The organism is Gramella jeungdoensis, assembly GCF_023805255.1.
GTDB lineage: Bacteria > Bacteroidota > Bacteroidia > Flavobacteriales > Flavobacteriaceae > Christiangramia > Christiangramia jeungdoensis.
In genome coordinates, this window is record NZ_JAMSCK010000001.1 from 64436 (window position 1) to 80523 (window position 16088).

Genomic DNA, 16088 nt, shown 5'->3' on the forward strand with positions numbered 1-16088 from the left:
TATGGGTAAAAGGATCCTGATCTTATTCATTTTTGCTTCGGTAATAGGTTATAGCCAAAACAGGCCTTTGCTGTATAATGTAGATGATCTTCCTCAGGCTTTACTTCAAAATCCGGGCACTAGAATAGATTTTACAAAGCATATTGGGGTTCCCTTCTTTTCGCAGATACATGTCTTTGCGGGTTCCACGGGTGTTACTACCTATGATGTTTTTAGCGATGAGAATCCCAATGTGAATCAGCGTGTGCAGAATGTAATGAATAGAATTACTTCAGGGGATTATTTTTCAATCAATGAACAGTTGGAGATACTCTCTTTTGGCTGGAAGATAGGGGCGAGGGGCTACATCTCTGCGGGAGTTTACCAGGAGCTAGATGTATTTGCTTATTTCCCAAAGGATCCGGCTCTACTTGCCTTTGAAGGTAATGCCGATTACATTGGGAAGGATTTCAAATTTTCGGATGCAAATTTTACCGGAGAGGTACTTACCACGTACCATGTAGGATTTAATTATAAAGTAGATCCGAAACTCTCGGTTGGAGCCAGGTTTAAATTGTACTCGGGTATTTTTAACGCTGAAAGTACCCAGAATGATGGTGCTTTCAGGACTATTGAAACTCCTAATGGTCCAAATTTCTACAGGCATGAAGTTGATGGTCTGGATGTGGTTGTAAATACTTCGGGTTATGCTTCTTTAAAGGAACAGGAAAGTATGACTGTGGATCAGGCAGTGGCAGAACTTTTAAGTCGTTCCTTTTTCGGGCAGAATGTTGGTGTGGGTGTAGACATTGGTTTTAATTATAGAATTACCGAACAGTTTGCGATAAATGCTTCCATTCAGGATCTTGGATTGATGTTTCATCAGAAAGATGTAGAGAATTACCGTTATTTTGGTTCTTATGAAACGAATGGCCTGGAACCCTTATTCCCCGAACTTAATAATAACCAGGCTACCATTCCTTACTGGGAAGTTTTTGAGGAACAGTTGGATGCGAATTTAAAGGAGGAAACAACCTATGAGGAGTATAATACCTGGAGGCCGCTTAAATTCAATGCCTCTTTTGAGTTTGGAACCGGTAAATCCATTCTTCCCTGTGATTATTTGATCAGTAAAAAACCCAGGTATATGAACCTTTTCGGGATGCTGGTCTCGGGAGTCAATAGAAGTAAAGGACCTACCTATGGAGTGACGGCTTACTGGGACCGGAAGGTAACTGATAATTTACGTTTCAGGCTCGCTTATGGGGTAGACGATTACAGTTTAACGAAACTTGGATTAATGGTGTCTTCCCGGTTTAAGAATTTTAATATCTATCTTGCAGCAAATGATATTATTGGTTATACTAACTTAGCAAAAGCAAACAGTGCTTCCCTGCAATTTGGGATGCAATTTATTTTTAAGGATTTATGAGAAAATTACTTACAGCCCTTTTTACTTTCGGGGTGATATTTATTTCAGCAGGACAGAGTCTGAATCAGTATAAATATATTTTAATTCCTGAAACATATGAGTTTACTGGAGAGGTAGATCAGTACAGACTTAATTCAATGACGAAATTCCTCTTTGAAAAGGAAGGATTTAATACTTTAATGAAAACTGAGGATAAACCAGCCGACCTGAAACAGAATCCCTGCCTTGGTATAACTACTAAGCTTGAAAATAATTCGGGGATCTTTGTAACAAAGCTGGTCCTTAAACTTGAGGATTGCTACGGCAATGTGGTGTTTACCTCTAAAGAGGGAAGGAGTAGAGAGAAGGATTTTGAGGTAGCTTTTCAGGAAGCATTGAGGGAGGCCTTTGAGTCTATAAAAAAACTGGATTATCTGTACGACTCAAGTGCCAGTATTTCGGCTAATATTCCGCAGCCAAAGCAGGTTGAAATTGAAGAAGAGCCTGAAGCTGAAGAGGAGGTGGAAGAAGATATTCAGGAAATTATCGAAGAAGAATCTGAAATAATTCTAGAAGAGGATACAGAATCTTATGAATCCGAAGAAGGAGTGAATAGATATCGCTACGCTGGAAAAATATATTCTTTAAACGAAACAGAGGAAGGCTACGGTTTGTATCAGGAAAATGCTTCTGAGCCTATCGCCATTTTAATAGAAACTGAAGGAGGGAAAAGTTTTATCTATAATTCTCTCACCAATCAGGGTATTGCTTACTTTGATTCTCAAGATAATCTTATCGTGGAATATTTCAGTCGGCAGGAAAATAAGAAGGTTTTGGTCAAATATGAATTGGTTGATTAATAACCGTATTTCTTTTTCCATCTTTTTCTGAGGAATTCCCTCTGGGCATTTTCTCTTTGGTTGTTGCCGGGATTATAGAGCGTGGTGTTCTTAATTTCATCTGGCATAAATTCAGCTTCCACGAAATTATTTTCATAATTGTGGGCATACTGGTAATCTTTACCGTAACCAATGTCTTTCATAAGTTTAGTTGGGGCATTTCTGATAGCTAATGGAACTGATAGATTGCCTGTCTTCTTAACCAGGCTCTGGGCTTCATTAATTGCCATATACGAAGCATTGCTTTTTGGGGAGGTAGCCAGGTAGGTGACACACTGGCTCAGAATGATCCTCGATTCAGGATATCCAATAGTATTAACTGCCTGGAAGCAATTATTAGCTATTACCAATGCGGTTGGATTCGCATTTCCTATATCCTCACTGGCTAGGATAAGAAGCCTTCTAGCGATAAATTTTACATCTTCACCACCCTCGATCATTCTCGCCAGCCAGTAAACCGCTGCATTAGGATCACTTCCTCGAATGGATTTGATAAATGCTGAAATTATGTCGTAGTGTTGTTCCCCTGCTTTGTCATATAGAACCGTGTTCTGCTGAACCTTTGAAAGCACAAGATCATTAGTGATCTCTGTATTTTCTTCTTCTGAAGTCACTACCAGTTCAAAAATATTAAGCAGTTTACGGGCATCTCCGCCACTAAGCCTTAAAAGGGCTTCAGTTTCTTTAAGTTTTACATTTTTGGCAGAAATAATTTTATCCTCTTTCATTGCCCGTTCTAGCAATGCGATAAGATCTTCTTTTGAAAAGGGTTTCAAGATATAGACCTGACACCTGGAAAGCAATGCTGAAATAACCTCAAAACTTGGGTTTTCAGTAGTCGCTCCAATCAGTGTTACCCAGCCCTTTTCAACCGCGCCTAATAAGGAATCTTGTTGGGACTTACTAAAACGGTGGATCTCATCTATAAAGAGTATTGGATTTTTGGTAGTGAAAAGGCCTTCACCTTTTTTAGCTTTTTCTATTACCTCTCTAACATCTTTGACCCCACTGCTTATGGCACTTAAGGTGTAAAAAGGCCTGCCGGATTCATTGGCGATTATATTAGCTAAAGTTGTTTTGCCTACTCCCGGTGGACCCCAGAAGATCATGGATGGAATCATTCCCTGCTTGATCTGCTGTCTTAAAGCTCCATTCTGTCCAATAAGATGTTGCTGACTAAGATAGTCATCCAAAGTTTTCGGGCGAAGTCTTTCAGCCAGAGGTTGATTCATAGAGGTATTTTAAATGACAGTTTTACATCCCTTCAAGTTTGGATGCTTTTTTGTAATATTAATTAAAATTGAAGAGAATTTGAAAGCTTCCACACCATTTGTTTTTACTACCGGAACCATAGGCTACCCCTTATTATTTGTGCTTTTAATTTGGATAGTATTTTGGGTAGAGGTTCGGTTTGGAGTTAGTTTTAACAGCTTTGGGGTACGGCCCGGAGAGATTATTGGCTTGAGAGGCATTATTTTCTCTCCTTTTATTCATTCGGATATTGAGCACCTGTTCAATAATACCATCCCATTGTTTATTTTATCATTGGCCTTATTTTATTTCTACCGGCCTATTAGCTGGAAGGTGTTGTTAATTGGACTCATTTCTACAGGCTTGCTTACCTGGCTTATAGGGAGGCCTTCAAATCACATTGGAGCCAGTGGGATCATATACCTTCTTGCGTCATTTTTATTCTTTAAAGGAATTTTCTCGAAGTATTACAGGCTGGTCGCTCTTTCCCTGATAGTCGTATTTATTTATGGAGGCTTGGTTTGGTATGTGACACCAATCGATCCAACGATTTCCTGGGAAGGTCATTTATCTGGATTGTTAAGCGGTTTGGGGCTTGCACTCATCTTCAGGAAAAATATAGCTGAACCTCCAAAATATGCCTGGGAGCAACCCGATTATTCTGAAGAAGATGATCCTTTTATGAAGCATTTTGATGAAGACGGAAATTTTATTGAAAAACTTCCGGAAGATGATGATGAGGAGGAAGATGAAATGGAATATCGATACATCTATAAAGAAGGCCCAGAGAAAGATTAGAGCCTTTGCCTTACTGCCTCGTATAGAAATGCTCCACAAGCTACTGAAACATTCAGGGAAGCGATACTTCCCAGCATAGGCAATTTAGCCTTATGGTTTACTGACTTTAATATTGAATTAGAGACACCCTTAGCTTCGTTCCCCATTACAATAGCAACAGGTTTTTTAAGGTCAAGATCGTAAATTACATCTTCGGTTTTTTCTGTTGCAGCGATCACCGAAATATCGTAGGTCTGCAAATGAAAGACTGCATCGAGAATATGATTCACTTTACAAATGGGTACTTTGAATACCGCTCCGGCAGAAGTTTTTACCGCGTCGGCATTTATTGGAGCAGAGCCTTTTTCCTGGATGATAATCCCTGAAACACCACAGCATTCTGCAGTTCTTATGATGGCACCGAAGTTTCTTACATCGGTAAGACCATCAAGTAAAAGGAAGAGTGGGACGGGGGGCTCATTCTGAGCTTGCTCTACAAGTTTGTCCAGGCTTATAAAGCTTACCGGCGAAATGTTTGCGACCACACCCTGGTGATTACCTTTGCTAAGCTTGTTCAGTTTTTCTACGGGTACATAGGAGGTGTTATAGTCACCTTCTTTAAGATGCCTGTTCAATTCCTGGAAAAGGTGGCCTGACAGGCCTTTCTGAATGAAGATCTTTTCGATTGACTTTCCACTTTCAATAGCTTCAATAACTGCTCTTATTCCAAAAATTCTGGTAGTTTCCTGCATGGCGCAAATGTACATATCTTATTAAAAAAATACACCTCCCGAAGGAGGTGTATCTGTGAAGTTTTTTGGCTAATTTAATTTAACATTAAATTTTTTCGAACAATAGTTCTACTGGATAAGGGGAAACTCCACAGCCTCCATCTTCAACAAAATCTGTAAATCTTAAAGTAAAAGAAGAATCGTCCTCTATGTCAAAAGCTGCAGGCGACTCAGATCCCTGTGCCCAGGTTATTCCACCAGCCGTACAGGCTAATCCGGTATTGTTTCTAATGACTCCAACATCAGTACAAACAAATTCAAAATCAAGTGATTCTCCAAAGCCACCTATATCTGGTAAATAAGTAAAGTTTGCAGATCTTACGGTTCGACTAGTAGCTGTTAAGCTAACAGTAGCACCATCTTCCATGAATCTACCAAAAGCAGCAGAACCTTCTACAAGGGTTACCTTATAGTCCCCGGTAAATGTTCCTTCCGGTAAAGGACAACCTACAGTTACATTATAACGAAAAGGGGACCTAAAGAATAGTCCACTAAGGTTTCCACCACTATTTGTATTCGTAAAGGTCTGTCCGTTAGTTGTATTAACTGCCAATCTAAACTGGAACTGGTCTCCTGGAGCTAATTCATCTTCGGTTACTCCCAAAGCACTCAAAGCTTCTGGAGCAGTTACTATAAGTGTATAATTAGGAAGCCCGGATTCACCTTCTGTAAATTCAGAAGCGGGAACGTTCTTAACTAATACTTCGCTTACATCATCATCACCATCTGCATCACTGTAACTAACATATACATCCATTGATTCAAGCTCAGCTCCATCGGATGCATCACTTTCTTCCAGGACCACAGCGAATTCTGATGTCCCTATATTAAAGAGATCATAAACTCCAGACTGAAGTTCAAGGGTTCTTAAAAATGCTCCCGTTTCAACATTTTCAACCTGAAGAGCGATTTTATCTTCATCTTGGCATCCTACCAGTGAAATGGTTAGAAATGCTAATATTAAATATTGTAATTTTTTCATCTTTCTATTTTTTTTAGAATTACTCAGAACAAGAACTAGTATCCCAGAACACAGGCTGAGTATGATCTGCTTTCTGGTCTACATTAATGTTTTGTTCTACTAATTCATTAGGATAAAGGAATGATCTGATAAATCCATCATTTGGAGTTATTAGGGTAGGTTGCAGGTTCATTGGCTTACAGGTTCTTCTGTAAGTATTGTATGCTTCTACACCGTTACCAAATAGTGCAATAAAGTATTGCTTAACGATGATGTTTAATTTTTCATCTTCGCTGGAGGCGGCATCATAATCTGCCAGCACTTCGTTTACATAAGCATCGATATCATCATCTGATGGAACAAGCGCTTCATTCGCTGCGGGAGCACCAAAATCAATCACTTTTTCAATAGATTTTCTCATTCCATTTTCAAGGTAGGTTTTAGCATCACCTGTAACACCCATGGTTAAAGCGGCTTCAGCCAACATGAAATCTGAAAAGGAAGCTAACATTATTGGAGAAATCCCAGCTCCCATAAGTCCTATTGATCTTCCTGGAATAGGTTCTCCTGAACTATCATCAAATTTACCACCTACAGGATAAACTCCCCAGGTTGTTCTTTTACCTCCATCTGGTGGGATTCCATCAGGATCACCATGATCTCTACCCCAGAAACCAGCGGTTGGATCCTGAGTTCCATTGAAATTGGCTGCATAACAGAATGGATACAGGTCGAGGTTGTAATGAGAAGGAGCTTCTTCATTAATACATTCCGCTTCCTGTTCATTTGTTGTCATTGTCAGACTTTGACGATAGAAGTAGTATCTGGTTCGAGGATCTCGGTTAGATTTCTCGAATGCCATATAATACATATAAGAGTTAGACATGTAATCTGTAACATCAGCTGCCACGTCAAAATTTCTGCCAAATATTGGATGGCGACTGTCTGGATTTGAGAATGTTGTTGAATATCTGAATTCAAAGTCTTTACTTGAATCATCAATATAATTTCCACTAGCTACAATATCGTTAATTTTTGAAGTCACGCTATTATCAACCAGTCTTGTTTGAACGTACATTTTCAATTTCAATGTATTTGCGAATGCTATCCAGTTATCCTCATCACCATCATAATAAAGATCGTCTGTAGGAAGGAAAGCTTCTTCTTTTTCAAGATCAGCAATAGCTTCATCAAGTAAGGCCTCCATTGCAGTATATATCTCTGCTCCTGGTGTAACATTTGGATTCTGGAAGTTAACACCGTCAATAGCTTCTGTATAGGGAACAGGTCCAAAATAGTCTACGAGAGAAATCATCACATAAGCTTCGATGATCTTGGAAATTCCAAGATGCGTGTATAATTCCTGTTCTTCTGCCCGTTCTCTTATGGCTCTCGCGTCTGCAATTATATCTGCATAAGCAATAGAATAAGGCGTGTCAAACTGATCTGCCTGATATGCATTCGAGTAGATTGGTCCGAACATATGTAACATCCTGGTGACTTCCATACCTTCCTCTGTTATAGATTCAAAGTAAGAAGCAAGATCTACCTGCATGCTATTTAGGTAAAAGTCTACATCGGCGTTTCCTGGAGCCAGCGCATTAGGGTTTTCCAGGATCTCCAATTCTGTGGTCTCGCAAGAATTTGCACCTAAAAGTACAATGGCCATCGCGAAGACCTTTATAACTGAATTTTTAATGTGTTTATACATAGTCAAATTTTTTCTGATTAAAAGGTGGCTTTAACACTGAATCCCATTCTTCTGGCACTTGGTCCGGTTATATAATCTATACCTTGTCCATTACCAACACCTGTACTAAGAGTGTTCGTATCGAAATTGATCGCTTCAGGGAAATTGAATGCTCTATACCAAAGATTAGTTCCGGTTAAGTTAATAGCGAAACTACCAAAAGGGGTCTTTTCCAATAACCTCTTTGGGAAGCTGTAACCTAGAGTCACTTCAGCTAACCTTAGGGTCGAACCATCATAAATCTGCAATTCATTAGGCCCGAAACCTTTATTGTTAAAATAAAGATCTGTAGCAGTGATCTGTATATTGTTCGGAGAACCATCAGCCAAAACTCCTGGAAGTACGAAAGTATCTTCCCTGTCTACTGGAACTTCTACAACTCCACGACCTTCAGTAGCACCGGCGGTTTGAGAGAAAATATCTCCTCCGTGACGGTATTGTACACTGGCGCTGAAGTTTATCCCTTTATAACTGAAGTTTGTATTACCTGTTGTGGTCCAGTCTGGATTAGGATCACCTAAGATCTTAAGCCCTGTTGCTTCCAGGTAATAACCATCACTACCTACAATACGGTTGCCATTGTCATCTCTTGCGATAGCCGAACCTCTTAATACTCCATAAGGTTCACCTTCAACCGCATAGTTGGCAGGTCTGCCACCAATAGAAGAAGTTAAGGCAATTTGCTCTGTTCCTTCCGGAAGTTCTGTTACCATAGGTTCATCCGCATAAAAGTTACCACCAATATTCCAGTTAATATCGTCAGTTCTTATTAACGCCATATTTAAATCTACTTCGATCCCCTGGTTTTCCATCTTACCAGCATTGATCCTGGTCACGGTAAATCCTGTTGCAGGATCAAGGTTTTGATCGGTAATAAGATCTTTAGACTCTTTTTTGAATACACTTACGTTGAAATTAAGCCTATTGTCAAATAACCTGGAATCCATACCTACTTCAAATTCGCTAACAGTTTCTGGTTTCAAGTTTGGATTTCCAAGTCTGTTTGATACAGAATTTCCTGTAACCACATTATCTCCATCAACGAAAGCTCTAGCCGTTAATGCTAATGAATTCCTAGTTCCATAAGGAGATGGGAAACCAGCTGAAGAACCATAACCTACTCTAAGTTTTAAATAGTTTATAGCGTCAGATCTTAAGCCATCAAAAGCTGAAGTTGGAATAAATGATAAACTGGCCGCAGGATAGAATAAAGAATAGTTAGCTTTTTCTAAAGTTGAACTCCAGTCGTTACGTGCGGCAACGTTCAGATAAGCAAAATTCTGGTAACCCAGTGTGGCATCTCCATAAACCCCTAATTGGTTTTCTTCGGAAAAGAATGCGATATTATTTCCAGTAAAACTATTTACGGAAGAGGCGGTAACGAAGTTGTAATGTTCAAGAACTCCGAAGGCTAGTTGTTCAACACTTTCAAGACCGTCTCTTTCAAAGGTGTCTCTACGTGTTGTACCTCCAACTACGAAATTGAAGTCAAAATCTGAAGAAAGCTCGTAATCTCCTATTAATTGTAAATTGTTGTTGAATATTTTGTTTTTTGACTGTACGGTTCTGTAGATACCTAGAACTTCTCCATCTACACCACCTTTATTCTGCCCATAAGTGCTAAACTCTGTATAAGTGTCAAGACCAGCAGTATAAGAAAGGTTAAGATTGTCATTTAAGGTATACATGATATTTGCTGAACCAAAGATCCTTTCGGTGTTTTGAGTAGTTTTTGAATTAGCTACAGTCCACCTTGGGTTTTGAATATCATTACCAGCTCTATAATAAATACTTCTTCCATCTGGTGTTTGGAATGGCATTCCCATTAAGTCAACACTTGAAGGGGTGTACATAACATCACCAAATACAGAAGCACCATCCCCAATAGTACCACTACCAGCAGAAGCCGCGATTGGTGGTGTTTGATAATCTGTATTAGAATAGTTAATAGTTCCATTTACACTGAAGTTGTTGCTCAGTTTGGCGTTACCACCTAAACCAAAATTGTTTCTTCTTAAAGTGTTTCCTGGGGTAAAACCTCTATCATCAAGATAACCATAGTTCAAATTGAAATTAGCATTATCTGTTCCTCCGGAAACATTCAAAGATGTAGTTGAAGCCACACCTGTTCTAAAGAATTTTTCAACACTATTATAAGGTTGAAGACGGTAATCTGATTCTACTAATTCAGGAAAGCCTTGTACTAAACTCTGATCTGAAATATTTGAAAATGGATGAGCAATTAAGGTAGTGCCATCTTCAGCGATACCTCTAAATAAACTGTTGTTGCTTATGTCCTGGCCATATTTTGAACCCCAACTACTAAAGAAGAATCCGAAACTTTGGTGAAATCCACCCGCATATTCTTCAGTATAATCGGGAAGGTGTGGTTCAGAGAAAAACAATGATTGAGAAACACTGATTTCCATTTTCTTATTGGTAACACCTTCAGCAGAATTTTTGGTCGTGATTAAAACCACACCATTACGTCCTCTTTCTCCGTAAAGTACGGTTGCACTAAGACCTTTTAAAACCTGAACGTCTTCGATATTGTTAGGGTCCAGATCTAAGAAACGTGAGGATTCTGTTACCCCATCAAAGAATGCAGTTTGCTCGTTGGCTCCTCCATCGAATGGTACACCATCTACGACGAACAAAGGCTGGTTACTTCCTGAAATTGACGAGTAACCACGAATGATGAAATTAGTACCAGAACCTGATACACCATTAGTAGCCGTAATGTTAACACCCGCAGCTTTACCCTGAAGAATCCTACCAATGTCTCCTTCAGTCTTTTGGTTAATCTGTTCTGCATCCACTTTACTTACTGCATACCCCAAGGCTTTTTGTTCTCTCTTAATTCCCTGGGCAGTTACAATTACTTCTTCTAACTGTGCTGAGTCAGGAGACATAGTGACATCGATTCTATCGTTGTCTCCAACCGTAAACTCGGTTGTTTGGAGGCCTACAAAAGAATATACTAAAACATCTCCTTGGTTGGCCTCAATAGTGTAATTCCCGTCAAAATCGGTTTGAACACCCGTTGAAGTCCCTTTAATAACAATATTTACACCTGGGAGAGGTAAACCGGACTCATCTGTTACCGTTCCCGTTATTGTTTGCTGTTGTGCAAAGATTACTTGCACAATGAAAACAAAAAATAGCGTAAAAATGCTGGGTAATTTTCGTTTCATGTTAAGTTTATTTGAATTAGTCGTCCCAAATTTGCCAAAAAAATGTTAACCGTCAATAAAAATAATGTTAAAAAACGTCTTTATGTAAGGATATTTTATCAGAAACGGGTGTTGGGTATGGAATTTATATTCCTTCGATGTTGGCTTATGGAGGAAATTGTTTTAAGAAAAGTCTTAGGGTAAATATAGAATAAAAAAAAAGCCACCCATTTGGGTGGCTTTTATAATATCAATATGGTATCCCATTAATTAACATCCCACCAGAAAGTGGAAGTGTTGTTATCTGTTGATGGAGATAATTGATTAACTGCTTCCTGATAGTTCTCAGTGTTTAGACCACCTTCACTATTTGGATATACTAAACGAGTAGGGATAGTACCCGCGTTGAATGCAGCAGGAGCAGGCTGAAGTGCTGGGAATCCGGTCCTTCTCCACTCGCTCCATGCGTCAAATCCATTAGGGAATAATGTTACCCATTTTTCTTCACCAATTACCTGAAGCATTCCAGCATCGGCTGCATCAGCCAATCTCGCTGCCGCATAAGCTGCTGCATCGTCAGTGATGTCAACAGTTTCGTCGTTGCTTAAATAATCGGCCATACCCCAGTAGAATGTCATAGATTCGTAAGACTGGATAATACCCTTTTCAAGCATTTCTCCTGCGTCTTCTGATGTCCATCCTAATTCGGCAGCTTCGGCTCTGTTAAGGTAGGTGTAGGCAGAAGTCATGATTGGTAGGGGAGCTTCCTCTCTCCAGATATAAGTTTCGTTAAGTTTAACTGCACTAGCTCCATCTGGATTACTCGCTCTACCATATTCAAGACCATCAGCAGTAGCATCATTAGAGAAAATCTCTAATCTAGAATCATAGGTAGTGTTGCTTGTTGGGTTGTGAGATGCATCTGGATCAGAAAGATCATCATCGGTTGAATTACCCATTAATGCATCAGTAATGGTTTTAGAGTTTGCATAATCTGCTTTACGAAGAGCAGTCCATGGGTTTTCAAATCCTGGAGTGTTTTGGTAGTCAAACCAAGCCTCTTCGTCAACTTCTTCAATTACTCCAAATTCATTGTTCAGAGCAGAAGCAAATTCAGCTGAAGCATAACCAGGAGCAACTTCAGAAAGTTGAATACTCATTGCCATAATCATAGAATTGGCAAATTTTCTCCATTTTGTTACATCTCCACCATATATAATATCACCTGTTGGATGATTCTCTTCAGGAGCGATCATATCTCTAGCCATTTTAAGATCTTCAATTAAAGTCTTGTAAATGGTTTCCTGAGTTGAGTATGCAGGAGTTAAATCATCTGTAAAATATGCTTCAAAAGGAACTGGTCCAAATGTGTCAGTTAATCTTTTCCAGATTACAGTGCTATAAATAGTAGCTACACCAATCTGGTTGTTAGCTGATCCCTGTGCTACAAGAGCTGGGCTTAATTCTCCTTCTTGTGAGTAAATCTCTTTGATAAGACTTAGGTTAGAAAGAGTTTGCACATAATAACCACTCCAGCTTGCTGGTGATTCGTTATATCTCTGCTCATCTGTATACTGAGTTTGAGACTGATACTGAACATATAAAGCAGGTCTGGTTAAATAATCTCTACCAGTTAGCGTTGCATATCTCATCATCGCCCCTGTCATAAGTGCAGCAGGGTTCGGATCCTGAGCTCCGTTGACATTCTTATTCGTGTCACCGAAGTCGTTATTTTCGCAGGATGTAAATCCAATTATCGCTGCGAAAAGAATTGCTATTAAACTATACTTTTTCATTTATAATATTTTTTCTGATTAGAAATTCAACCTTAAGTTAACACCATAACTTCTGGTACTTGGTAAACCACCATTTTCTCCATAAGCATTAGGTAACTCAGATGGATCCCAGCTGTGTACGTTATCATCAGCAACAGAGATCAACCATAGGTTTCTACCAACTACTCCTAGAGTAGCGCTGTCAAATACATTGTTTACTAAATCACCATCAAAAGTATAGCTTAAGCTAATATCTCTTAATTTAACATAGCTGGCATCATGGATGAATGGCTCTGCTAAACGGTTAGAGTAATACTGACCGTGATAAGTTAAAGCGTCTACATATGTGTCAACAGGAGCACCATCAGTGGTAACACCTACTACGTGTACACCACCACCGTCTTCAACAGGATCCCTCTGAGGGTTTCCTCTGTCATTAAGTCCGGCAGTTTCTGCAGTAAGACCTGAATAAGATCCCCAGTTCTCAGAAAGAGAGAAGAATTTACCTCCTTTTTGGAAATCTATAGAAGCTGCTAACCTGAAGTCTTTGTAACGAATCTGGTTAAGAACACCTCCGGTGAAATCTGGAAGAATAGATCCAAAGAATTGGTTTTGATCTACTACAAAAAGACCACCTTCGGTAACTACTGGCGTTCCGTCATCAGTTCTTCTGATTCCGGCACCTCTAATCTGACCCCATTCTCCATTTAACTGGTGATACATAGAAACGAAGCTAAATGCTGAAGTTCCTCCTGGAGCCTGAAGACTTTGAAGGTCACCTGGTAGCTCTTCAACAATTGTATTGTTGTCAGCGAAGTTAAACGTGATGTCCCATGCGAAATCTTCTGATCTGAATGGCGCAACATTTAATACTAGCTCGATACCATCTCTGGTAGTAACACCAGCGTTAGTAAGGTATGAACTGTAACCTGTACCATTAGATAAACTTACAGGTACGATATCATCTTTACGCTCTTCGTTATAATAAGTTGCGTTAAGCCTAAGTCTGTTATTGAAGAATCTTACATCAAGACCAACTTCAAAGGAGCTGTTAAGTGCAGGTTGGATGCTAGGGTCAACCAATCTTGACTGGTTGTACATCAAAGCGTTACCATTGTAAGTATAGTCATTTAATGGATATACAGGGTTAAGGGCAAGAGCGCTAACGTCTGAACCTAACTGTGCCCAGCTAGCACGAATCTTACCAAAAGAAAGCCATGCATTATTGGTAAGTTCACTAAATATGAAACTTGTACCAATAGATGGGTAAAGATATCCGTTGTTATCTGGGAATAGGGATGAACTATAATCCTTACGAAGTGATCCGTCAAGGAATAGCATATCGTCATAACCTAAGGATAAGTTTCCGTAAAGGCTATTCACCTGCTTTTCCCAAAGGTATGAGTCCGGAATAACCTGCTCTCTCGAGTTTGCAAAAGTGTAAACATCAGGAATGATCAAACCACCACTTGAGAAATTGGTAGAGCTCATACTTGCTCCCAATCTATCATAATTTTCAATTCTAATCTGACCTCCAACAAGAGCGTCTACATCAAATTTTCCATACTCATTATTGTATCTTAGGATACCTGTATAGTTGTCTTCTTTAAATGAACTTTTTGTTCTTCCGAAGCTGTTTACATAAGAAACGTAAAGGTCATGAGCACTTGAGTATTCTACATCAAATGGAATGAAGTTTTCGTTTCTGAACTCTGTTTGTCTCCTTGCTGCTCTAACCTCAAGATTTAAATTATCATTGAAGTTATAGGTAGCATTTAAGTTCCCGATTAGATTAGTTTCTCTATTATTATTCTGGTAGTTGTCTGTCCAGAAATATGGGTTGAACCAGAATACTGGCATTTGGAAACCGTTGTTTCTTGCGCCAGTAGCTACACCATAAGCGTAATAGTCTGGTCCCCACCAGTTCCAGGTAGTGGCATATCCCTGAGGAGTTGAAAGTCCTCGAAGCTCTCTTAGTTTGTCTGTACTAACATCTCTACCAAACCATGAGTTGAAAGAACCTGAAAGGTTGTTTCCATATCCATCGGCAAATTCACCCTGGATTTTCTCGGTAGTGTAGTTGATAGAAGTTCCAAGATTTAGTTTTTCAGTTACGTCAATATCAAATTTCGCACTGATGAAGTTCTTGTTAAGTTTAGAGGCTGGGATGATACCTTCCTGATTAAGGTTGGTAAAAGAAAGTCTTCCTCTGTAGTTTTCTCCTCCTCCTGTTAGGTTGAAACCATTTTTAGCAGTCACACCTGTGTTGTAGAAGTCACGAACGTTGTCTGGTTGAGCTTCCCATGTAGCAGTTTGACCAAAGTAAGGGCTGTCAGGGAACCATGCGTACCATGGTACATAAGATTCGCCGTCAAATCTTGGACCCCAGCTCTCATCAGCATAAGGCTCAGTGTTATAACGGGCTCCGTCAAATATCTGCCATTCAGAAGGGTATGCCGCTCCGGCAACACCTCCGCCATCGAAGTCAAATGTTGCCCAGGATCCTTCTCCTGAATATCCTTGACCATATTCGTTTTGGTAGTCCATTACTCTGGCTACTTCATCAAAAGTCAGGGAGCTGGTAATTTCTACTCCTAATTTAGTGGCATCACCACCTTTGGTAGTAATTACGATAGCACCATATTCAGCTCTCTGTCCATAAAGGGCTGTTGCTGCAGGTCCTTTAAGTACGTTAAGACTTTCTACGTTATCCATGTCGATAACGTTTGGATCGTCAACTGGTACGTTGTCTACAATGTAAAGAGGGTCACTATCAGCGGTAAGTGAAATAGCTCCTCTAAGACGAATGCCTCCAGACGCTCCAAGTTTCGATCCTACCTGACCATTAAACTGCACACCAGCAACTTTACCGGCAATAGCATTTTTGATGTTAGCGTCCTGAGTGATGTTAAGCTCATCTGACTTAACATTTTGGGATGCGTAGGTAAGTTTCTTCTCATCTCTTTTGATACCCAGTGCGGTAACAACCACTTCCTGAAGCTGAGCGGCATCGGCCTTTAAAACCACATCGATTGTGTTTGATGAGCCAACGGGGTATTCAGCTGTTTCAAGTCCTACGAAAGAAAAAACCAATACCTCTCCTTGTTCAGCTTCAATGGAATAGTTTCCATCAAAATCTGTTTGTACACCTGTAGATGTACCTTTAATTACGATATTTACACCTGGTAGCGGTAAGCCGTCTTCATCGGTCACCGTACCGGTAATCGTTTGTTGTTGAGCAAAGGATATTTGCACAACAAACGCCAGTAATAGCGTTAAAATACTACTAAACTTTGTTTTCATTTTTAAAATTTGTTTGAA

General features: G+C 39.6%; 10 protein-coding genes. 3 read left to right on the forward strand and 7 right to left on the reverse strand.

The genetic code is table 11. The features are described from left to right. Window position 1: 1 nt before the first annotated feature. Window positions 2-1411, forward strand: coding sequence for a DUF5723 family protein (locus NE848_RS00260; protein WP_252110224.1), 1410 nt, complete (start codon window positions 2-4; stop codon window positions 1409-1411). Beyond that, window positions 1408-2250 carry a hypothetical protein gene (locus tag NE848_RS00265; protein ID WP_252110225.1) on the forward strand — a complete coding sequence of 281 codons (843 nt, stop codon included), beginning with the start codon at window positions 1408-1410 and terminating at the stop codon, window positions 2248-2250. The genes NE848_RS00260 and NE848_RS00265 overlap by 4 nt, the downstream gene beginning before the upstream one ends. Here the strand turns inward: NE848_RS00265 and NE848_RS00270 are convergent. Further along, window positions 2247-3521, reverse strand: a complete 1275-nt coding sequence (locus NE848_RS00270; protein ID WP_252110226.1) for a replication-associated recombination protein A — start codon at window positions 3519-3521, stop codon at window positions 2247-2249. The genes NE848_RS00265 and NE848_RS00270 overlap by 4 nt on opposite strands. Before the next feature lie 79 nt (window positions 3522-3600). Here NE848_RS00270 and NE848_RS00275 point away from each other — a divergent pair, with 79 nt between their 5' ends. Continuing rightward, a complete protein-coding gene (locus NE848_RS00275) occupies window positions 3601-4338 on the forward strand; it encodes a rhomboid family intramembrane serine protease (RefSeq protein WP_252110227.1) in 738 nt (245 codons plus the stop codon). On the opposite strand, the gene rlmB is transcribed toward NE848_RS00275, so the two are convergent. The 6 genes from rlmB to NE848_RS00305 all read right to left on the reverse strand — a co-directional run bounded on the left by rlmB (window position 4335) and on the right by NE848_RS00305 (window position 16070). Next, window positions 4335-5069: a 23S rRNA (guanosine(2251)-2'-O)-methyltransferase RlmB gene (rlmB, locus tag NE848_RS00280; RefSeq protein ID WP_252110950.1), complete on the reverse strand. Its 735-nt coding sequence runs from the start codon at window positions 5067-5069 to the stop codon at window positions 4335-4337. The genes NE848_RS00275 and rlmB overlap by 4 nt on opposite strands. Before the next feature lie 85 nt (window positions 5070-5154). Then, the gene (locus NE848_RS00285; protein ID WP_252110228.1) at window positions 5155-6090 is read right to left on the reverse strand and encodes a hypothetical protein; all 936 of its coding nucleotides are present in this window, start codon (window positions 6088-6090) and stop codon (window positions 5155-5157) included. Between the two features lie 19 nt (window positions 6091-6109). Then, complete coding sequence (locus tag NE848_RS00290; protein WP_252110229.1) at window positions 6110-7780, reverse strand: SusD/RagB family nutrient-binding outer membrane lipoprotein; 1671 nt, start codon at window positions 7778-7780, stop codon at window positions 6110-6112. A gap of 17 nt (window positions 7781-7797) precedes the next feature. Continuing rightward, window positions 7798-11013 carry a SusC/RagA family TonB-linked outer membrane protein gene (locus NE848_RS00295; RefSeq protein WP_252110230.1) on the reverse strand — a complete coding sequence of 1072 codons (3216 nt, stop codon included), beginning with the start codon at window positions 11011-11013 and terminating at the stop codon, window positions 7798-7800. A gap of 245 nt (window positions 11014-11258) precedes the next feature. Further along, window positions 11259-12788: a SusD/RagB family nutrient-binding outer membrane lipoprotein gene (locus NE848_RS00300; RefSeq protein WP_252110231.1), complete on the reverse strand. Its 1530-nt coding sequence runs from the start codon at window positions 12786-12788 to the stop codon at window positions 11259-11261. An 18-nt stretch (window positions 12789-12806) separates the two neighbouring features. Then, a complete protein-coding gene (locus NE848_RS00305) occupies window positions 12807-16070 on the reverse strand; it encodes a SusC/RagA family TonB-linked outer membrane protein (protein ID WP_252110232.1) in 3264 nt (1087 codons plus the stop codon). Window positions 16071-16088 lie beyond the last annotated feature (18 nt).